This window comes from Aequorivita xiaoshiensis (assembly GCF_022008395.1).
GTDB lineage: Bacteria > Bacteroidota > Bacteroidia > Flavobacteriales > Flavobacteriaceae > Aequorivita > Aequorivita xiaoshiensis.
This window is the reverse complement of the sequence record NZ_JAIRBB010000004.1, coordinates 142,442-162,580: the sequence shown is the minus strand read 5'-3', so window position 1 is coordinate 162,580 and position 20,139 is coordinate 142,442. Positions and strand designations below refer to the sequence as shown.

General features: G+C 35.5%; 22 protein-coding genes. 9 read left to right on the top strand and 13 right to left on the bottom strand.

Annotated features, from left to right (window positions below; all coding sequences use genetic code 11):
- Window position 1 precedes the first annotated feature (1 nt).
- The 3 genes from nqrF (at window position 2) to K8344_RS07340 (ending at window position 2,808) form a co-directional block, all read left to right on the top strand.
- The gene (nqrF, locus tag K8344_RS07350) at window positions 2-1,312 is read left to right on the top strand and encodes an NADH:ubiquinone reductase (Na(+)-transporting) subunit F (protein ID WP_237608090.1); all 1,311 of its coding nucleotides are present in this window, start codon (window positions 2-4) and stop codon (window positions 1,310-1,312) included.
- Window positions 1,313-1,401: 89 nt separating this feature from the next.
- On the top strand, window positions 1,402-1,764 hold the full coding sequence (locus K8344_RS07345; RefSeq protein WP_165146992.1) for a Na(+)-translocating NADH-quinone reductase subunit F: 363 nt from the start codon (window positions 1,402-1,404) through the stop codon (window positions 1,762-1,764).
- 39 nt (window positions 1,765-1,803) lie between these two features.
- Window positions 1,804-2,808 (top strand): FAD:protein FMN transferase, encoded by a 1,005-nt coding sequence (locus tag K8344_RS07340; protein ID WP_237608089.1) that lies wholly within the window; start codon window positions 1,804-1,806, stop codon window positions 2,806-2,808.
- Here the strand turns inward: K8344_RS07340 and K8344_RS07335 are convergent.
- The 6 genes from K8344_RS07335 to K8344_RS07310 all read right to left on the bottom strand — a co-directional run bounded on the left by K8344_RS07335 (window position 2,797) and on the right by K8344_RS07310 (window position 7,868).
- Window positions 2,797-3,561 carry a class I SAM-dependent methyltransferase gene (locus K8344_RS07335; protein WP_237608088.1) on the bottom strand — a complete coding sequence of 255 codons (765 nt, stop codon included), beginning with the start codon at window positions 3,559-3,561 and terminating at the stop codon, window positions 2,797-2,799. The genes K8344_RS07340 and K8344_RS07335 overlap by 12 nt on opposite strands.
- A gap of 76 nt (window positions 3,562-3,637) precedes the next feature.
- On the bottom strand, window positions 3,638-4,444 hold the full coding sequence (gene map, locus K8344_RS07330; RefSeq protein ID WP_237608087.1) for a type I methionyl aminopeptidase: 807 nt from the start codon (window positions 4,442-4,444) through the stop codon (window positions 3,638-3,640).
- A gap of 4 nt (window positions 4,445-4,448) precedes the next feature.
- The gene (locus K8344_RS07325; protein WP_237608086.1) at window positions 4,449-4,859 is read right to left on the bottom strand and encodes a BT0820 family HAD-type phosphatase; all 411 of its coding nucleotides are present in this window, start codon (window positions 4,857-4,859) and stop codon (window positions 4,449-4,451) included.
- Window positions 4,860-4,913: 54 nt separating this feature from the next.
- A complete protein-coding gene (locus K8344_RS07320; protein WP_237608085.1) occupies window positions 4,914-5,504 on the bottom strand; it encodes a thioredoxin family protein in 591 nt (196 codons plus the stop codon).
- Between the two features lie 35 nt (window positions 5,505-5,539).
- A complete protein-coding gene (gene gpmI / locus K8344_RS07315) occupies window positions 5,540-7,057 on the bottom strand; it encodes a 2,3-bisphosphoglycerate-independent phosphoglycerate mutase (RefSeq protein WP_237608084.1) in 1,518 nt (505 codons plus the stop codon).
- Window positions 7,058-7,109: 52 nt separating this feature from the next.
- Window positions 7,110-7,868, bottom strand: coding sequence for a M15 family metallopeptidase (locus tag K8344_RS07310; RefSeq protein ID WP_237608083.1), 759 nt, complete (start codon window positions 7,866-7,868; stop codon window positions 7,110-7,112).
- Window positions 7,869-7,904: 36 nt separating this feature from the next.
- Between K8344_RS07310 and K8344_RS07305 the strand changes: the two genes are divergently transcribed.
- Window positions 7,905-8,342 (top strand): GNAT family N-acetyltransferase, encoded by a 438-nt coding sequence (locus tag K8344_RS07305; RefSeq protein ID WP_262913407.1) that lies wholly within the window; start codon window positions 7,905-7,907, stop codon window positions 8,340-8,342.
- On the opposite strand, the gene pepE is transcribed toward K8344_RS07305, so the two are convergent.
- Entirely contained in the window at window positions 8,334-9,044 is a 711-nt protein-coding gene (gene pepE / locus K8344_RS07300; RefSeq protein ID WP_237608082.1) for a dipeptidase PepE, read from the bottom strand. The genes K8344_RS07305 and pepE overlap by 9 nt on opposite strands.
- Before the next feature lie 125 nt (window positions 9,045-9,169).
- Between pepE and K8344_RS07295 the strand changes: the two genes are divergently transcribed.
- From K8344_RS07295 to K8344_RS07275, 5 genes are all read left to right on the top strand, one after another.
- Window positions 9,170-9,988, top strand: a complete 819-nt coding sequence (locus K8344_RS07295; protein ID WP_237608081.1) for a carboxypeptidase-like regulatory domain-containing protein — start codon at window positions 9,170-9,172, stop codon at window positions 9,986-9,988.
- Between the two features lie 158 nt (window positions 9,989-10,146).
- Window positions 10,147-10,647 carry a DUF6702 family protein gene (locus K8344_RS07290; RefSeq protein ID WP_237608080.1) on the top strand — a complete coding sequence of 167 codons (501 nt, stop codon included), beginning with the start codon at window positions 10,147-10,149 and terminating at the stop codon, window positions 10,645-10,647.
- 9 nt (window positions 10,648-10,656) lie between these two features.
- Window positions 10,657-12,960, top strand: coding sequence for a M1 family metallopeptidase (locus tag K8344_RS07285; protein WP_237608079.1), 2,304 nt, complete (start codon window positions 10,657-10,659; stop codon window positions 12,958-12,960).
- Window positions 12,961-13,088: 128 nt separating this feature from the next.
- The gene (locus K8344_RS07280) at window positions 13,089-13,376 is read left to right on the top strand and encodes a twin-arginine translocase TatA/TatE family subunit (protein ID WP_237608078.1); all 288 of its coding nucleotides are present in this window, start codon (window positions 13,089-13,091) and stop codon (window positions 13,374-13,376) included.
- Window positions 13,377-13,949, top strand: a complete 573-nt coding sequence (locus tag K8344_RS07275) for a phosphatase PAP2 family protein (RefSeq protein ID WP_237608077.1) — start codon at window positions 13,377-13,379, stop codon at window positions 13,947-13,949. It begins immediately after the preceding gene.
- Here K8344_RS07275 and K8344_RS07270 read toward each other — a convergent pair.
- From K8344_RS07270 to K8344_RS07245, 6 genes are all read right to left on the bottom strand, one after another.
- On the bottom strand, window positions 13,932-14,576 hold the full coding sequence (locus K8344_RS07270; RefSeq protein ID WP_237608076.1) for an O-methyltransferase: 645 nt from the start codon (window positions 14,574-14,576) through the stop codon (window positions 13,932-13,934). The two genes, K8344_RS07275 and K8344_RS07270, sit on opposite strands and share 18 nt — an antisense overlap.
- 36 nt (window positions 14,577-14,612) lie before the next feature.
- Window positions 14,613-15,698: an amidohydrolase family protein gene (locus K8344_RS07265; RefSeq protein ID WP_237608075.1), complete on the bottom strand. Its 1,086-nt coding sequence runs from the start codon at window positions 15,696-15,698 to the stop codon at window positions 14,613-14,615.
- A 45-nt stretch (window positions 15,699-15,743) separates the two neighbouring features.
- Window positions 15,744-16,529, bottom strand: coding sequence for an SDR family oxidoreductase (locus K8344_RS07260; protein WP_237608074.1), 786 nt, complete (start codon window positions 16,527-16,529; stop codon window positions 15,744-15,746).
- Between the two features lie 129 nt (window positions 16,530-16,658).
- Entirely contained in the window at window positions 16,659-18,101 is a 1,443-nt protein-coding gene (locus K8344_RS07255; RefSeq protein WP_237608073.1) for an aldehyde dehydrogenase, read from the bottom strand.
- A gap of 112 nt (window positions 18,102-18,213) precedes the next feature.
- On the bottom strand, window positions 18,214-18,642 hold the full coding sequence (locus K8344_RS07250) for a RidA family protein (RefSeq protein ID WP_139855836.1): 429 nt from the start codon (window positions 18,640-18,642) through the stop codon (window positions 18,214-18,216).
- 49 nt (window positions 18,643-18,691) lie between these two features.
- Window positions 18,692-20,116 carry an FAD-dependent oxidoreductase gene (locus K8344_RS07245; protein WP_237608072.1) on the bottom strand — a complete coding sequence of 475 codons (1,425 nt, stop codon included), beginning with the start codon at window positions 20,114-20,116 and terminating at the stop codon, window positions 18,692-18,694.
- Between the last annotated feature and the right edge of the window lie 23 nt (window positions 20,117-20,139).

Sequence of the window (20,139 nt, the reverse complement as noted above, 5' to 3'; positions counted from 1 at the left end):
TATGTTTTTAGCAGTAAGTACACTCGGAGTAATTATAGTAACAGTTGTAGCCTTTCTAGTGCTAACCTTGTTATTGGTTTCACTATTACTCTTTACCAAACAAAAATTATCACCGTCGGGGCCTGTAAAGATTACTATCAACGACGAAAAGGTGATTGAAGTAGAAAGTGGTGGCTCACTTCTAACTACTTTAAGTAACGAAAAAATATTCTTACCATCTGCTTGTGGTGGAGGTGGAACATGTATTCAATGTGAATGCCACGTATTATCGGGTGGTGGTGAAGCATTGCCTACAGAAACTCCTCACTTTACTCGTAAAGAGTTACAAGAAGGTGCACGTCTTTCTTGCCAAGTTAAAGTTAAGCAGGATATGAATATTTCAATTCCAGAAGAAATTTTTGGAATTAAAAAATGGGAGGCTACTGTTGTTAGAAACTACAACGTTGCATCTTTTATTAAAGAATTTGTAGTTGAAATCCCTGAGGATATGAACTATAAAGCTGGAGGGTATATTCAAATTGAAATACCGCCATGTGAGGTTAAATTTTCAGAAATGGATATTACGGCTCACCCAGAGGAGCACGATAGACCAGACAAATTTCAAGAGGAGTGGGATAAATTTAAACTTTGGCCACTTGTGATGAAGAATACCGAAGTTACAGAAAGAGCCTACTCAATGGCTTCTTATCCTGCAGAAGGACGTGAGATTATGCTTAACGTTCGTATTGCAACTCCGCCATTCGACCGTGCAAAAGGCGGATGGATGGATGTTAATCCAGGTATCGCTTCATCTTATATTTTTAACTGTAAAGAAGGAGATAAAGTTGTTATTTCTGGTCCTTTCGGTGAATTCTTTATCAACCCTTCAGAAGCGGAAATGCTTTATGTTGGCGGTGGAGCAGGAATGGCACCAATGAGATCTCACTTATACCACTTATTCAAAACACTTAAAACTGGACGTAAAGTTACATATTGGTACGGTGGACGTTCTAAGAGAGAGCTTTTCTACTTAGATCACTTTAAGGAACTAGAAAACGAATTTCCGAACTTTAAGTTTTACTTAGCACTTTCTGAACCATTAGAAGAAGATAACTGGAAAGTGAAAAAGGACATTCACGATGAAGAAGGAGACGGTTTCGTAGGGTTTATTCACCAAGTAGTTATTGATAACTACCTAAACCACCACGATACTCCAGAAGATATCGAATTGTATTTCTGTGGTCCTCCATTGATGAACCAAGCTGTTCAAAAAATGGGTGAAGACTTCGGAATCCCAGATGAGAACATCCGTTTCGATGACTTCGGAGGATAAAAAACAGCTTAAATATTTAAAAACCGTTTCAATTTTGAAACGGTTTTTTTGTATAACCTAGTCCTATTTTCCTTAATTTTGAACTAATTATGGCAGAAGAACTTACAAAACAAGAATTACATAACCTTGCAATGAATATTGTTGGGAAACAATTGAAAGAAGATGGATTTGAATTTTTAGGGGTTAATTCAAAACTTAAAAAGGATCCGCAGTTTGTTGCTTTAAAAAACAAGGAACTTCATTTTATTATTGTAAGAGCTATATCTTATCCTCAAGATGCTACTGCATACGACCCTGTTTTTATGCAAACCATAAAAGAACACGCATCTAAATTTGATGCAAAAACTTATTATGCTGGTGTAGGTTTAGGACATGGAAGTGATTACGGTAAGCCTGTTTTAAAAAACGAAGATTACACGCTTGTCTATAAAGGGTTACAAGAAATAATTTAATCTAGTTCAATACTATACACTTATCATATGTTTCAATTTATGAAATACCTTGCATTATCTTTTTTACTAGTATTAACTTCTTGTGATAAGAATAAAAACACTCCTATCCACCTTCAGGGTGAAGCTTTTGGTACTACTTATAATATTCAATTGTACTCAGAAAAAGATTTAAATTTTAAAAAGGCAATAGACTCCGTTATCGATGCCGTAAATTATTCTGTAAGTACGTATATTCCCGAAAGTGATATTTCAAAAATTAATCGTGGCGATTCTACATTAGTTGTGGATGCTATTTTCAAAGAAGTATTTGAAATTTCGGAAGATGTGAATAGGAAAACTAATGGTTATTTCGATCCAACAATTGGAGTATTGCGGAATGCTTATGGCTTTGGTGATGTAAAACATTTGAATGTTATAGATAGTACAACCTTAGATTCTCTTATGAACTATGTTGGATTTCACAAAGTAAAACTAAAAGCAAACGGAACAGTTTCTAAAGAATATCCTCAAATTTACTTCGATTTTAATGCAGTAGCTAAAGGCTTCGGAATTGATTGTATTGGCCGCTATTTAGAGTCTAAAGGAATTAGTAATTATCTTATTGAATTAGGCGGTGAGATACTTGCTAAGGGGCAGAACTTAAAAAGTCAGCAAGATTGGATAGTAGGTATTGAAACCGTAGACTCCGAATTAACTGATCGCTCTTATGAAGCTACTGTTAAGCTTAAAAATATTGCAATGGCGTCTTCAGGAAATTACCGTAAGTTTAGAATAGATTCAGCAACTGGTAAAAGATATGTACACACCTTAAACCCCTTAACAGGTTCTGCAGAAAAGAGTGATGTAACTAGCGCAACCGTACTTGCCGAAACTTGTGCTATGGCGGATGCTTATGCAACTTCATTTATGGCTTTAGGTCTTGAAAAGTCTAAAAATTTACTTGAAAATCTTCCAGGTGTAGAGGCATATCTAACTTTTAATGATTCAGTAAACAACCATCAGGTTTTTATTACCAAAGGTTTTAAAAGACAATTAGGAAATTAGTTTTCGGCAAACTGGAATTAATTCGCCTTTCGGAAGTTTGTACTTTTCAACCTCCTCAGAAGTTAAAGTACTTGTGTAATCTACAGCTTCTACATTAAACCCTATGCTTGCTAGTTTTGTAAAGTAATCCATCCCATAAACACGAACATGATCATACTGTCCAAATATTTCTGCGCGTTCCTTTGGGTCTGTAATACTGTCGTCTTCAAAAGTAGTATCCAAATCGGCTTTATAAGGTACCTGAAGAATTGCAGTGCCGCCAGGAGCTAGAATACGGTATAATTCCATCATCGCTTTAGTATCGTCGGGGATATGCTCTAAAACGTGGTTGCAAATTATAAAATCAAATTCATTATCCTTAAAAGGTAAATTGCAAATATCAGCCTTTACATCAGCAATCGGAGAATTTAAATCTGTTGTTGTATAATCCAGGTTTTTCATTTTCCTGAATTTTTTATAGAAAGCTTGTTCTGGAGCAAAATGAAGAACTTTTATGTTATCCGTGAAAAAACCGGTTTCATTTTTTAAATAAAGCCAAAACAACCTATGTCTTTCTAAGGAGAGAGTTCCAGGAGAAAGTGCATTTTCACGAATAACTTCATATCCATACGGAAGAAACTTTCGATAAGATTTCCCGTCTATTGGATCAGTGAATTTATTGCCTCTCAAGAAAAAAGCAAGAATCGGACGTCCGATAATACTCAGCCTGATAAGCAAAGGACGAGGAATGGTATTTAGGATTTTCTTGAACAAAGTGTAGGGCTTAAACTCTTAAATTTTTGCACCTTGCGATTAAATATTAAACGCATAGGTGCAAAGGCCTTAAAATTTATAAGTTTCTGAATTCTTTTTCTTCATCGCTAGTAATACCTAGCGCTTCATAAATATAATCAAAGGTAGATAGTAATTCAGGTTTTCCATCTACAAGAGCAATATCGTGTTCAAAGTGAGCGCTTGGTTGTCCGTCTAAAGTTACAATAGTCCAACCATCACTTAATTGCTTCACTCTGTGAGTTCCCATATTAATCATAGGTTCTAGCGCAATTGTCATTCCTTCTATAAATTTCTTTCCGCGGCCACGACGTCCGTAATTTGGCATTTCCGGATCTTCGTGCATTTTACGACCAATTCCGTGACCTACAAGTTCACGAACTACGCCATAACCATGTGCCTCACAGTATTTTTGGATTGCGTATCCTACATCTCCAACACGATTTCCTTTTTTAAATTCGCGAATACCTATATAAAGAGATTCCTTAGTAATTTTCAAAAGTTTTTTGATTTCTGGTGAAACGTCACCTACTTCAAAAGTATAAGCGTGGTCACCGTAAAATCCATTTTTTATCGCTCCGCAATCAATCGCTACAATATCTCCTTCTTTTAAAGGTATATCAGTAGGAAGTCCATGAACTACTGCTTCGTTTACACTAGTAAGTAAAGTTGAGGGACAGTCATAAAGCCCTAAAAATCCTGGGATCGCATCTTGGCTACGGATGTATTCTTCAGCCATTTTATTTAGCTGATTAGTTGTAACCCCTGGTTTTACCTCCTTTGCAAGCATTCCTAAAGTACGGGATACTACCAATGCACTTTCGCGCATTAATTCAATTTCTTCTCTCGTTTTTGGTATAATCATATCTTTATTTCAAAAAGGAAAACCACCCTTTCTTTTTAGTAGTATATTTATTAGAAATAGGTTTTTCTCCAACTAATTCTTGGTAAATTTCTCCCCAACTCATAAGGCCGCCAACATTTCTGTCGTCAATAAAAATATCTGCGTTTATTTTGCGACTGTGAGAAAGGTTGAATTCCTCTTCAGGAAAGCTGTTGTTGACTGCGTAGAAAACAATACCATTGTCCTTGCAAAACTGTACTGCCTCTTCCAATTCCGGACCTTTTCTGTACGTCCATAAAATAAGTCGATGACCTTTATCCTGCAGTTTCTTTAATGTTTCAAAAGCAAAGATGATAGGTTTGCCAATACGAGGGTACTTGTCCTCTACGATGGTTCCATCAAAATCTACAGCAATAGTTATTGTTTCTCCAATCATTTTCAATTTTTTTCAAGCTGCAAAATTACAAAGAATTATACCGATGCTAAAGTTTTATTCGGCGTAAGCGTGCTTGTAATCTTTTCCACTCAAAATTTTAAGCATATCCTTTTCAATTGTCTCAATGGGGTACTCTACAATTCGACCTAATTCAACTCCATCATTATAAAATATTATGGTGGGTACGTTAATGATATCCTTTCCATGTTCTAATCCTTGAGGTGTAGCTTTTTCGTCGTTAACATTTACTAAGCTAAGGTTAGATTCGTTAAAACCGGTATCGTCTAGTATTTTATACAAATGTGGAACATCACGCTGACTGTCTTCACACCAAGTACCCATAAAAACGGAAATAGATACATCTTCAAGAAGTGGCTTTAACTCATTTGCAACTTCTGGAGCTGTTCTGTAATGACTATAACCTAAGTTGTACCATTCTTTAAAAGGCTCCATTAGTAATCCTTGTCTGTTAGATTCTCCTAAAAGCATAACTGTGTCTTCATAGGCAACAGTGTCGTTAATTTTTTTATTACTATTTTCTGTTGTCATTTCAATTGCACTGTTTTCAAGTGATTTTTTTTTGTCTTTTGAAGAAGTACAGGCTACTAAAAAGGTAGCAGAGAGAATTAAAATTACTTTTTTCATAGTTAAGTTTGATGATGATTTTTATATTAAATATTTTAAACTAAAGAATTCTGTGTCATTATTTCAGGTTGAGCTACCCCCATAATATCTAAAATTGTTGGAGCTATATCACCTAAAATTCCATTTTTAACCGATTTTATATCCTCGTCAACAATAATGATGGGCACAGGGTTAATTGTGTGTGCTGTGTTTGGTGAGCCGTCAAGGTTTTGCATTGTTTCACTATTTCCATGGTCGGCAATAATTATGGTAGTGTAATGACTTTTTAAAGCTTGGTTTACAATAGCTTTTACACAATTGTCTACAGTTTCACAAGCTTTAATAGCTGCTTCAAAAACACCTGTATGTCCAACCATATCTGGGTTGGCGAAATTTAAACAAATAAACTCTGCGGTTTCATTTTCTATTTCTGGTAAAATCTTGTCGCGAATTTCATAAGCACTCATCTCAGGCTTTAAGTCGTAAGTAGCCACCATTGGAGAAGGACAAAGAATACGTTTTTCACCTTCAAAAGGAACTTCTCTTCCTCCTGAAAAGAAAAATGTTACGTGTGGATACTTTTCAGTCTCTGCAATTCGGATTTGCTTTTTACCGGCGTTCTCCAATACTTCACCTAAAGTATCGGTTAAGTTTTCTTTGTTATAAACAACTTTTATGTTTCCGAAGGAATCGTCGTAATTTGTAAGCGTTACAAAATACAATGGAAGGGTTTTCATTTCAAAGTTATCGTGGTCCTTCTGAGTTAAAACTTCAGTGAGTTGTCTTCCTCTATCAGTTCTAAAATTGAAGAAAATCACAACGTCGTTTGCTTGTATTGTAGCAACTGGTTTACTTTCAGGAGTCGTCATTGTAATGGGCTCAAGGAATTCGTCTGTAATTCCTTCCGCATAACTTTCTTCAATACTTGCTACTGCATTATTTGAAGGTTTACCTTTGCCGAAACACAACAAATCGTAAGCTTTTTTTACACGTTCCCAACGTTTGTCACGGTCCATTGCAAAATAACGACCGATGACTGAGGCTAATTTTCCTCCAGTTTGGTCTAAGTGGTTTTCCAATTCTTTAATAAATCCTTTTCCTGAATGTGGATCAACATCCCGTCCATCGGTAAAAGCGTGAACATACATGTTTTTTACTCCCTCTTTTTGTGCTGCTGACAGTAAGCCTTTTAAGTGTCCAATATGTGAATGAACGCCACCATTAGAAACTAAGCCTATGAAGTGTAAATTTCTATTATTCTTTTTTGCGTACTCAAATGCTTTTTGAAGCTCAGGTTCTTGATTTAACTTTTGTTGTTCAACAGCCATGTTTATTTTGGCTAGGTCTTGATATACAATTCGTCCAGCTCCTAGATTCATGTGTCCTACTTCACTATTACCCATTTGTCCGTCAGGAAGACCAACATTCATTCCATGAGTAAGAAGCTGTGCGTTTGGATACTTGTGGTAAAGAGAATCTATAAATGGTGTGTTGGCTTGAGCTATAGCAGATACCTCTGGATTCTGCGAAATGCCCCAACCGTCAAGAATCATTAAAAGGACTTTTTTATTCATTTTAAGATTTTTTGTTTTAATAATAGTTTAAATACTGTGACCGTATAAATGTTTATAAGCTTCCCTGAGGGAGTAATTTTGGATTTATATCTAAGATGTTATCAGTGTAGTATCTTTTGATAAAATCATCAGAAAAGTGCTCGCTTCCTAAAAGTTTCTCTTCCGCAAGCATTTTCTTTACGTCAATCTTTTCTTTGTATTCTTTTAACATAGGAACAGATACTGGAGCATAACTAAAATGCCAAGGTTCGTATTTAAAACCTTTTCGATTTCCATTGTCGGTATAAACCTCATTGAAATCATACTTTTCGGCGTTTTCATTTAGCCAAACTTTAAAGTCGCAATACGGCCCATTTCCATGAAAATTTTCAGGTTGTAAAACACTTGATGGCCGAGAGGCATTAGCATCAATAATATCTAAGTCGGTACCCCAATGATGGCGAGAAGTTCCAGGGATTGTGGAATACTCAATAATTTTTTCAATAGCCTCCATAGGAGAAAGTCCCTTAGAAGTAAAACTTCTATACTTTCTTTCGAAAATTTCCTTTTGACGTTGAAAACTTCGGTATGAAGAAACAACTTCTATATTAAAATTATCCTTTGCAGCCGCTGCTTTCATTTTGTTGAACGCTTCTTTGGTGGTTTTGTGCATCTTGGAAGTATAGCTTTCGCCTATAATATCAGGATTACCTTTACCAATAAGTTGGTTTCGGGTAAATTCTTTAGAAAAAGTACTAAAAGAAAAATGCGGAAAAATAGCTAAGCTCAGACCTGCAAGACCAGAAATTTTAATAAATTCGTTACGCTTCATTATAGTAAATTATGAAGTTTTAAAATTACCATTATTTTGAAAGATAACGTTATTTCAATCCGCATTATTGAATCTAAAGATATTTTAAATATTGTTCCGCTATTACAGAAACTCGGAAACTACGCTGTTCCCGAGGACCTTATAAAAGAACGTTTGCTTGAAATGGTTACACAAAATTATGAGTGCCTAGGTATATTTGACGATGAAGTTTTAATAGGCACTTGCGGTTTGTGGTTCCAAACTCGGCATTATGCTGGTAAAAATGTAGAAATGGATCACGTTATTATCGACGATGATTATAGAGGAAAAGGCATAGGGGAGATGCTAACCAATTTTGTTACAGATTATGCAAAGAAAAAATCATGCAACTGGATAGAACTGAATAGTTATGTGCAAAATTTTCCTTCGCATAAGTTTTTTTATAACCAAGGCTTTGTTGCCAAAGGCTATCATTTTGTAAAAGAGTTAAACTAGCTCAGAGTTAAGAGCCTTGCCGCTTGAAATTTCATACGGCTTCTGTCCTTGTTTAAACAGGCGTGCATCTAAATCACCTTTTAAAATAATATCATCTCCTTTTACACGTAACCAACTTCCTTCACGAAGTCCGACCACGGGAATAGTGTTTTGAGTGTGAAACTCTGCAATTCTCGTTTCTCGTGTTTCTCCCATATGTTTGCTAGTAGGATCTGGGTCTAAATAATGAGGATTTAAATTAAAAGGGATTACTCCTAATGTCTTAAAAGAGGGTGGATATACAATTGGCATATCGTTAGTGGTTTGCATAGACACTCCACAAATGTTACTTCCAGCACTAGTTCCCATATATGGCATTCCGTTGAAAATAGCTTCTCGAAGCGGTTGTATTACTTCAAACTTATATAGTGCGTTAACTAATACAAATGTATTTCCGCCACCAGTGAAAACTCCTTTTGCGTCTTTAATTGCAGCTATAGGATCTTCAAAGGTGTGGAGTCCGATTATCTTTTTACCTATTTTATCGAATGCTTTAGCAGCCTTTTCAGTATAACTATCGTGGCTAATCCCGCCAGGTCGAGCGTATGGGATAAAAATAACTTCTTCAGTGTCCTTAAATAATTCGGCCATTTCATCTGTTATATAATCTAAATATTCACCACCGTAAACAGTGCTTGTACTAACTACTAAAAGGTTTTTCATTTTGAATGATTTTTCTTGTCAGTTTTAATAAAATAAAAATGTTGACTTTTAAAGTATGTAAATTTAACCAATGCGTATGGAAACTTTTAGTTTTCATAGTCAAAACAAATCCGTATCTTTAATAGATGACAAAAAAACTACTTCTTCTACTTTTCATAATAGTAAGTCCCGCAATATTAGCACAAGAAATTGACCGTGTTAAAGTTTCTGGTAAACTTCACGTTCCCAAGGGTGAAGATGCCGAAGGAATTTCAGTGTATAATATTTCTGCTCAAAATGGGACTATCACTAATGCTGATGGAACTTTTGAAATTGCAATAGCAGAAAACGATAGAGTGCAGATTACTGCGCTGCAATATCAAGAATTTACAGTTGTAATAGATAAAGGAGTTGTGGATAGGAAAATTATGAATATTTTTCTCAATCCTGCAGTAAATCAATTGGAGGAGGTTGTAGTAAGGCCTTATGATTTATCAGGGAATATCAATGTAGACGTAATCAAAATCCCTACGTATAATGTGGCCAAAGACTGGGATTTGAGCTATAAAGCCTTGGAGTATGGATACAATTTTAAGCCAGACGATAAAACGGCTATTTCTGGAAATGCAGCCGAAGAAGCACTTAACAGCTATGCCCTTAAAAATGGTGCAGATGTTCTAGCTATTTTAGGTGGAGTTGGGCAATTACTATTTCCGAATGGAAAAAAGGTGTCAGTTGTTGAAAAACAAGAAAACGAAAATCTTATAAGTAATAATATACAACAGCGTTTTAGTAAGGAATTTATAGAAGATAACTTCAATATTCCTCAAGAAAAAGCTGTAGACTTTTTGTTTTATGCACAAGAAAATGGTCTGGAAAAGGATTTATTAAATCCTGAAAACGAAATGCAATTAATGGACTTCCTTTTTGATAAAAGCAAGGAGTATAAAAAGCGAGGTGAGTAATTTCCTGAAATTTTATGTGAAAAATAAAATTTGAAAACAATTTTCTTCATAAATGTCTGTTTTCTAAGCCTAATTTTGTCTTAAAAAGATAAAAAAAATAATTAGTATTGTACTCCTTTAGGTAGTAATCTACAGATAGTTTGTCTTTTGATTTTTATATGAAATACTTCAAAATCCTTATTTTATTAATTGTTCTTCCTTTGATGTCTGGTGCTCCGGCTCATAAATTTTATGTAAGTATTACAAAAATTGAATATGCAAAGCAGAAAAATTCTCTTCAGATAATAGCCAAAATCTTCACAGATGATCTTGAAGATGCACTACAACAACGGCATGACTCTTCAATTTTATTAGGTGGAAAAAATGAATCGCCTACAGTGGATGAGCTTCTAGAAAACTACCTGTTTCAAAAAATAAATATTAAAGTAAACGGGAAACCAGTGAAGCTTGAATATATTGGTAAAGAATATGATGTAGATATGGTTGTTTCCTATATTGAAGTAAAAGACATAATAGAATTAAAGACAATTGAAATTGAAAATAAAGTTCTGACTGAAATTTTTTCAGATCAGCAGAATATTATTCATTTAAAAACACCTAAAAGCCGGCGAAGTTTAATTCTTGATAGGGATGAACCAAGTGGCTTATTAAACTTTTAAATCTTCCGAATGAAATCAACCAACATTCTAATCCTCACCGTATTATTTTTTTTCTCTGGTTATGCATTTGCACAAAACGAAGCAGAACCTGTTAAAAGAGAACAAGGCCATTACAATACCAATCGATTTAAGCAGCTCAATGAAGAGTTTGCCACCCCAAATATGTTTAGAACTGCTAGTGGTGCCCCTGGTCCGCATTATTATCAACAGCAAGCAGACTATATTATGGATATTGAGCTTGATGATGAGAACAAGAGGATTAGTGGGTTTGAAACGATTACTTACAGTAATAATTCCCCTGACGTTTTGGAGTATTTGTGGGTACAACTCGATCAAAATGTGAGAGCAAAAGACTCGAAATCACCTTTAATTGAGCCTTCAGAGGTTTCTCCTGCAAATATGCCTTCGACTTTTGTTGACAATTATATGACTGAAGCTTTTGATGGTGGGTTTAATATATTGGAAGTAAAAGACGCAAAAGGAAATGCATTGAATTATACTATTAATCGTACAATGATGCGTATTGATATGCCTCAAGCTTTAAAACCAGGAGAAAAGTTTAAATTTTCTATTAAGTGGTGGTATAACGTTAACGATTATATGATTGTTGGTGGGCGTAGTGGTTACGAAACATTTGAAGATGGAAATAGCGGGTATGTAATCGCTCAGTTTTATCCAAGAATGGCTGTATATAACGATGTAGAAGGATGGCAAAATAGTCAGTTTTGGGGAAGAGATGAGTTTGCATTGCCATTTGGAAATTTTGAGGTGAATATTACTGTTCCTGCAGATCATATTTTGGATGCAACAGGGAACCTTCAGAATAGAAAAGAAGTGTTCACAAAAGATATGTTTAAGCGTTATGAAGAAGCTCAAAAGTCTTTCGATAAACCGGTTTTGGTTGTAACACAAGAAGAAGCTGAGGCAGCTTCAAAAGGATTTTCTAAAGCAAAGAAAACTTGGAAGTTTAAAGCTGAAAATGTACGGGATTATGCTTTTGCAACTTCAAGAAAATATATGTGGGATATGATGGCGGTAAAAATGGGAACAGGTTCTGTTATGGCAGTTTCGTTATACCCACCAGAATCTAATCCGCTTTGGGGCGATTGGTCAACGCGTGCGGTTGCTAGTACTCTAAAAACTTTTTCACGAATGACTTTTGATTATCCGTATCCAAAAGCAATTTCAGTAAGTGCTGAAAATCAAGGGATGGAATACCCAATGATATGTTGGAATTATGGAAGACCTGAAAAAGACGGCACAATAAGAGAGCGCGTTAAGTTTGGAATGATAAGCGTAATTATTCACGAGGTTGGACATAACTATTTCCCGATGATTGTAAATAGCGATGAACGTCAGTGGACTTGGATGGACGAAGGTTTAAATACATTTACACAATACGTTGCCGAGCAAGATTTTGGAGAAACATACCCAGATGCTATAGCACCACATAAAAAGTATCCGTCGCGTCGTGGGCCTGCAAAAAACATCGTAGATTATATGGCTGGTGATCAAAGTCAGTTAGCACCAATAATGACCAAAGGATTAAATGTTTATAGCTTTGGAGCCAATGCATATGGAAAGCCAGCTACAGCATTAAATATTCTTCGAGAAACTGTTATGGGGCGTGAGCTTTTTGATTTTGCATTTAAAACCTATGCTAATCGATGGATGTTTAAGCACCCTACCCCAGAAGATTTCTTTAGAACAATGGAAGATGCTTCGGCTGTAGATTTAGATTGGTATTGGAGAGAATGGTTTTACACAACCAACTATGTAGACATAGGAGTAAAAGATGTAAAAAAGTATCACGTCACTTCTAAAATGACTAAGGAGGTAAAAGAAATTATCGCTGAACGAGGAATTCTTGAAACCGAAATTCCCGCAATGGTGTATATGGTTACTGAAGATAGCGAGGATTACGAAGAAAGTATGAAAACTACTAACCTTATGGATGTACAATCTTTAAAAGATTATATTGAAGAAAATATTCCAATAGAAGAAAGGGCATATCTAAAAAACCCGAAGTACTTTCATGAAATTACTTTTGAAAAGCCAGGCGGTATTCCAATGCCTATATTAGCTAAGTACACTTATAGCGATGGAACTTCTGAGCGAATTACATATCCAGCTCAAATTTGGAGAAAGAATGATGACTATGTAAGTAAAGTTATTGCTTCCGAAAAAGAAATTGTAAGAGTTGAAGTAGATTCAGAGGAAGAAACTGCAGATATAGATACTACAAACAATATTTGGCCAAGACAAAAAGAGCTTGGTGCTTTCGAAGAATTTAAAAATAATTCTAGAAAGTAGTAACCTTAAGATTTTTAAGGAGTATCCCTTCTGCGTTATAAAATGTAGAAGGGATTTTTTGTGCAATCATTTTATAAAAACTACCTATTCATCACAATTAACTCATAACTCATTAGTATATTTGCAGCATGATTTTACAGGCTTATTTTCTTTTCATTAGTGGTGCCGAAATAGGTTTTATTCTATTCATCATTCTTTTGGTTTTTGGTGCAGACAAAGTACCAGAAATTGCAAGGGGATTAGGGAAGGCTATGCGTCAAGTTAAGGATGCTACAAATGATATAAAATCTGAAATCACCAAAAGTGCCGAAAAGCAAGGTGTCGATATTGATATCACTAAGGACGTTCGCAAAGAAATTGATAAAGTAAAAGATGAGGTCGATGAAATAACAGGCCCAATTAAACGAAAGTTCTAAATGTTTGAAAGCCTTAAGCAATGGGATAGGGATCTTTTTGTTTTTTTAAACAGTCTCGGAGGTGAATCTTTTGATTCGTTTTGGCTTTTTACCACACGAATTGAAATCTGGATACCACTTTTTATTTTCTTTGGATTCTTAATCTTTTATTATTACAAAGGTCGAAAGGCTTTAGTGGTTTTAACTTTTTTAGTATTAACATTTGTGGCCACTTACTTATTCACCTTACTTGTAAAAGAGTATGTAGGACGTTTACGACCTAACAATGTAGAAGCCTTTGCCGAACTTATTCGAATTCTTCAAAAACCCAACAGCTATAGTTTTTTCTCGGGTCACGCTTCCTCAAGCTTTGCAATAACAACCTTTGTTGTATTAATGTTACGCAACTACACAAAATGGATTTATTTAGCTTATATATGGCCGATAATTTTTGTGTCGAGTCGGATATTTGTCGGTGTTCACTATCCCAGCGACATCTTTGTTGGAGCCTTAGTAGGAATTGTTTTCGCTTTTATTTTTTACAATTTGTGTAAAAAAATAATAGATAAAGAATCTTTAGTTCTTCACTCGTGATATTGTCAATCCATCTCGAATTGGAAGTAACACAGTTTCTAACCTAGAATGTGTGTTTAAAGCTTGGTTGTATTTTAGAAGCGCCTGTGTATCGACATCGTCCTTCTTTACTTGTTCAACTACTTTTCCACTCCAAAGTACATTGTCGCTTAAAATTACAGAACCTTTTTTTAGTTTTGGAAGAATAATTTCAAGATAGTTTGGATAATTGCTTTTATCGGCATCAATAAACACTAGGTCGAAAGTTTTATCGAGTTTAGGAATAATCTCCAAAGCATTTCCTAAATGCTGCACTATTTGATTACCAAAAGCAGATTCGTCAAAATACTTACGTTGAAAATCCAATAATTCTTCATTAATATCTATGGTATGAAGTTCCCCGTCCTCTTGCATTCCTTCTGCTAAGCACAATGCAGAATATCCTGTGTAAGTCCCAATTTCAAGAATATTCTTTGGCTGAATCAATTTTGATAACATGCTTAATACTCGACCTTGTAAGTGCCCGCTTAGCATCCTTGGTGCAAGTACTTTTTGCCAAGTTTCACGACTTAACTTTTGTAGTAACTCAGGTTCAGGTTGTGAATGGCTTTCAATGTAATCGTTTATTTTTTCAGGAAGGAAATCCATTTTTTATAATTGTAAGAATTTATTCAAAAAGTTTATTTATTCGCCAAGAATTCGTTTAACAAGTTTTTCTTTAGCAGCTTTATCATCACCGCATAACCACTGAATTACATTATCTTCCCACATAGCATCGGCCTCTGTTTGGGTAATAATCTTACGATCTAAGGCAAGATCTAATATTTTTCCAGGATATGATGATTGTGGAGCGCTTTCCATTTCTCCTAACGGATATGGGTCGTCAAGTCCTACTAAAACTTGTTTTGCGCCTTGGTTTTTAACTACCAACTCTAATGAACCTGTGTCGTGTACAAGTGTATCGAAGAAGATATTTTTGTGTCCTACAGATTTTCTAGGGTGTGTTTTTCCTTTAAATAAGTCTGGGCGACCGTCAAAACCTTGTATCCTTCTACCTAGATTTATTTGCGCTAATTGCCCTCCGTGTGCAAAACAAGTGCGCATTCCAGGATATTTATCGGCATAGCCATTAAGAGTTAAAAAGTGATAAGCATCGGCGCATTGTGCCAACATCCAGATAAGGTGAAAACGCCAAGCTGTATTTTCTAATTTTATAAATTTTTCACCATCATAAGGATGGATTTCTACAGCTAAATTATATTTTGAAGCAAGCTCAAATATCGGTTCATTTTCCTCGTCAAAAATACAGCGCCATGTACCAATAGTATCCATATAGTGGGTAGGTAAACATAAAAGTTGCATCCCTAACTCTTCAACACAACGCTCTATCTCCCACAAGGCACCTCTTACGAATCCAGGGTGAACTACAAACCCACAAGTGAATTTTGAAGGATTGTTGTGTTGCACTTTAGCGTTGAAATCGTTTTGAAAACGAAGTGCTTTTTTCATTTCTTCAACGCGTAAACCATTTCCATAAAGCTGTGAAAGATTTAAAACCACAGCGTGGTCTATCTTAAAACGCTCCATCCATTCTAGCTTTTCATTTAAAAAGAAACTAGAGTCTGTAACAGGGCGACTCCAATCTTTTTGAAGCATATACTTTCTGTCTTTATCTACCCAAAATATTCCCTTATCCTGCATAAATTGTGGAATTTCTTCTGGATAGGGTAGAAGGTGAGAATGGCCATTAATGCGGAGTTTTCGTTTCATATCATTTCACTAAGTTGAAGAGTAATAATTATTTTAAAGTTAAAATTACAAACTTTTGGTTCTTCCACCATCTACTGGAAGGTTAATCCCATTAATGTAGCTAGCGGCTTCACTTGATAAAAAAGCTACTGCATTTGCAATTTCGCCAGGTTGTGCAAAACGTCTTGCTGGTACAAGGTTTTTCATAGCCTCGGCAGCTTCTTTATCTGTTTTATTCATTCTTTTAGCTGCATTTGCAACTATATCATCTAGTCTATCTGTAGCAGTAAATCCTGGGAGAACGTTGTTTACAGTTATTCCGAATTGTCCTACCTCATTTGCCATGGTTTTACTCCAGCTTGCTACAGCTCCGCGAATGGTATTACTTACGCCCAAATTATCAATAGGTTGTTTTACGGAAGTTGAAATAATGTTTATTATTCTACCATAATCCGCTTCTTTCATTCCGGGAACTACGGCCTGAGCTAAAATCTGATTGCATATTACATGCATTGAAAATGCTTTTTCAAATTCATCAGGTTCTGCTGAAAATATAGGGCCGCCTTTTGGTCCTCCTGTATTATTCACCAAGATGTGAAAAATTTTGTTTGAAACGGCAACTTCTACCTTGTCTTTTAATTGCTGTGGATTTGTAAAATCTGCTACAAAATAATTATGCTTCTGACCTTTATCGTGTGGAAGTTCAATTAAAGTTTCTTTTAATTTAACTTGATTTCTTGCAACCAATGTAACAGTAGCGCCAAGTTTAGCCAATTGTATTGCTGTTGCCCTCCCTATGCCTGCAGTACTTCCGCAGACTAATGCGTTTTTATTTGTTAAGTCTATATTCATATCTAGTTATCAAAGCGAGTGCAGTCGTAACCATTCCAATAGTTTTTCAACTTGTACGAGGCACCTTGACTGCGCTCGATAAAAATTTATTTTAATTTATTAAGTTCAATATTTATTTCGTTTTCAACTTCATTCGTATCTAATACACACATTTTTTGCTTCAGTGAAAAACCTCAAAGCTTCAAAGCCGCCTTCACGTCCGACACCGCTGTCTTTTACACCACCAAATGGAGTTCGTAAATCGCGGTTAAGCCATGTATTAACCCAAACTATTCCCGCTTCAATCTGTTTAGAAATTCGCATGGTTCGATTTATATCTGAAGTCCATAAAGTAGAAGATAAGCCATATTTAATTGAATTTGCCATATTTAACACTTCTTCTTCAGTATCAAAGGGCATAATGGTTACCACAGGCCCAAAAATTTCTTCTTGGTTCACACGACAATTATTGTCGAAAACCTCAATGACTGTAGGTTCTAAATAATATCCGTTTTCAAAATCTTTCACATTAACTCGATTTCCACCGAAAAGTATCTTTCCACCTTCTTCTTTGGCAAGTTTAATATAAGATTCAACTTTTTCTAAGTGAGATTTGGAGACCAGAGCTCCTATGTTTGTTTCAGCTTCAAAAGGATTTCCAACTTTTAATTGTTTCACCTTTTCAACAAAGTCTTTTTTAAATTTTTCAAAAATTGGTTTTTCAACAAATATCCTACTACCACATAAACAAATTTGACCTTGATTAGCAAAAGATGATCGTACAGTAACTTCTAGCATTTTCTCATAATCGCAATCGGCAAAGATGAGGTTTGGGTTTTTCCCTCCTAATTCTAAGGACAATTTCTTAAACATTGGAGCAGCAGTACGAGCAATATGTTCGCCTGTTTTGGTACCGCCAGTAAAGGAGATTGCTTTTATGTTTTTATGGGTTACTATTGCTTCACCCGCAGAAGGGCCTAAACCGTGAACAATGTTTAAAACACCTTTTGGTAAACCTGCTTCAGTACAAATTTTTCCTAATAGAAAAGCGGTCATCGGAGTTACTTCACTAGGCTTTGCAACTACTGTATTTCCTGCAGCAATTGCAGGGGCAACTTTCCAAGTAAACAAGTATAAAGGTAAATTCCATGGTGAAATGCATCCTACAACTCCTAGAGGTTGGCGAAGGGTGAAATTCATAGTATTCATCCCTACACTTTCGTGAGCTTCACTTGAAAATTGCGTGATAGCATTTCCAAAAAACCTTAAATTTGATGATGCTCTTGGGATATCTACAGACAAAGCTAAACTTAGAGGTTTCCCGTTGTCTTTTGCTTCAGCTTCGGCTAATTCAACTAAGTTTTCTTCAATTAAATCTGCAATTTTTAGAAGGATACGACTGCGTTCGTCGATAGTTGTATTGCTCCATTTAGGAAAAGCTTCTTTAGCGGCTTGATATGCATTTTCTATATCGTCCTGATTGGAGTTTGCAATTTGAGAATACACTTCTCCATTGGAAGGATTATAATTATCCAACCATTTTTGTGAGAGTGGCTCAACATATTCGCCGTTTATATAGTTTAGAATTTTCAATGTAACTTTATTTTAATTTAATCCTGTTCCCTCAATTTAACTTTGAAAAGAAACAAAGCAATCTTCTTTTAGCCTATATGGAGGTTTGCGAATACATATAGTAATTCTTTATTTAGCTTTTAACTGGCTTATATGCCATCGCCTTAATCTCAATCACTAAATGTGGGTGCGGTAATTGATGTACTGCGACAGTTGTACGCGTTGGTCCGGTTTCTTTGTTGAAATATTCTGAATATACTTGATTATAACCGCCAAAGTCATTCATGTTTACCAAAAAAGTAGTGATATCAACCACGTCGGCCATTGTTGCACCTTCTGTTGCTAAATAATCTTTTATATTTTCTAATACTGCACGAGTTTGTTCTTTAATGTCGAAATGCATTGTTCCCATTTCGTCAATTTTATTTACGCCTGCAAAAGTATTGTCTGGCAAACGTGAGCTTGTGCCACTAATAAAAATAAAGTCGCCTACGCGTTTAACGTGTGGATATGCACCTCTCGGGGTTGCTTTTCCTTCAACTAATTTGCTGCTGTTTCCCATTGTTAATTTTTTTATTGAATTGTTTCTTTGACATCAAATAATGATGTTTCTAATATTTTAAATAATCAGCTTTCTCTTTTGTGTTGAGAATAACTTGTGTTTGTTTTCTTACTATTTCAAGCTTTTCTTTTAACGACATCGTTTCTGGAAGTTTCCCTTCGTGAATTAGTCCTAAGATAGCATTGTCTTGTGCTCTTCCTAATTTTTTAGCTTCTGAATAGGTAATATCTTCATTAAAGGTAACTAAAGAATACTTGCTGTAATACTCTCCCGGAAATTCATTTTCGAATGCCGTTTCAAGTTTTCTTTTCTTTTGAAATATTTCCATTCCTGTATGAGCTTTCATTTCATCGAAATTGTCAACTGCCAGTTCGCCAATAGCATCAGCATCTTTTTTACGGACTTTTTCATATTCATTGAAAATGGTTTCCCAAGATGATTCTCCTGAAGATAAACCATCTTTATATTGAGTTAAAATTTCATCAAAAACTGCAACATCTTCAAAACTAGCATTCATTCCTTGGCCGTAAAAAGGAACCATTGCGTGTGCTGCATCTCCCATCAATAAAATTTTCCCTTCGCGCTGCCAAGGATCACATCTTACAGTTCCCATAGAACCTGTTGGATTGGTAAAGAAGATTTCAGTAAGGTTAGGAATTAATGCTAACACATCAGGAAATTCCTTTTGGAAATATTCCTCTACTTTTTCAGGAGTAGTAAGGTTTTCAAAGCAATAATCGCTGTTTTTATACGGAAGAAACAAGGTAACAGTAAAACTTCCATCTAAATTTGGTAGTGCAATAAGCATATCTTCACCACGTGGCCAAATATGAAGTGCGTTTTTATAAGTTCTATAACCATTGTTTTCAGCAGCAGGTATTTCGAGTTCTTTATATCCGTGTCCCAGCCATTGTTGTGAGATGTTTAAAAGGAATTCCTTGTCGTTTACCATGCTAGATCTTACAACAGATCCAGCGCCATCGGTTCCAAAAATTACATCTGCGGTATATGTAGTTAATTCACCTGTTTCAAAATCTTCAAAAGTTGCAGAAGGAGTCTCATGGTCTACCTCCACGCAGGATTGATTGAAGATTATTTTCAGGTTTGGCATTTTTTCAGCTTCATTTAGTAAAAGTTTATTCAAACCTGGGCGAGAAACTGAATTAATATATTCATCATCTCTACCGCTATAAGGGCTTAAAAATGTTTTACCAGATTTCTCGTGAATCATTCTTCCCGTCATTGGGATTAATAGTTCTTTGGCAGCTTCTTCAACACCTGCCAATCGCAAACCGCGTAATCCGCGATCACTTAAGGCTAAATTTATAGAGCGACCAGCATCAAGAGTTACTTTTCGTAAATCAGGTCTTTTTTCTACTAAGGTTATATTGAAACCGTGTTGCGCTAAACGTAAAGCTAAAAGGCTTCCGCAGAGACCAGCGCCTATTACTAAGATATTATGGTTTTTGCTCATTATAAAAATTGTCTGGCCGAGCG